Below are 624 nucleotides of genomic sequence, written 5' to 3' on the forward strand. Positions count from 1 at the left end.
AAGCTAACTCACGTTACAAACAGCTTAGGTCTTGAGAACGAGTACCTAGCTGATGCCCTAAAGGACTTGAACGTTCGTGTGGTTGACGCTGCTTCAGGCGGTGGTGCTCTAGTCGATTTCTTTCTGAGTATCGGTGAGAGTGCTGAAGATTGGATGAAGTTAGACCCTGTTCAACAGTTCTCTAGGTTCCAAGAAACGATCTCTCGCATGGATGCAAGCACAGCTAAGTTTTGGGCTGATGAGGTCAACGACAGTATGTATCGACTGTCTACAACGATGTCACGTAGCGGTAGGACGCTTTCAGACTTCGTTAATGAAGCTGACAGTTTAGGCGCAGGTACAAGCGGTAAGTACATCGGACGTGTGAACGAAATGTATGAGTCGTTCCATCGTTTGAACATTATCGTTCGTGAGATTGCCTACACGACAATGGCTCTCTTCAGTAAGACCTTAACGTCCGTCTTTGATGAAGCGGTACGTACCTTCAAGGGTATGGTCGATGAGGGCGAGACAGCAGGTGGTGTGATCTTCAAGCTGAGTAAGCAGATCGCAACGAATATCTTACAGGTTATTCAGACCGCTACCGTTCAGATTCAGAAGTTTGTTTACAAGGTGATGCTTCTT

Annotated in this window: 1 pseudogene; it reads left to right on the plus strand. The window is 46.6% G+C overall.

Annotated features, from left to right (window positions below):
* A pseudogene (locus tag R8N49_RS28310) lies at nt 1-624 on the plus strand (phage tail tape measure protein); the annotation flags it as partial.

The organism is Vibrio sp. 1978, assembly GCF_033344345.1.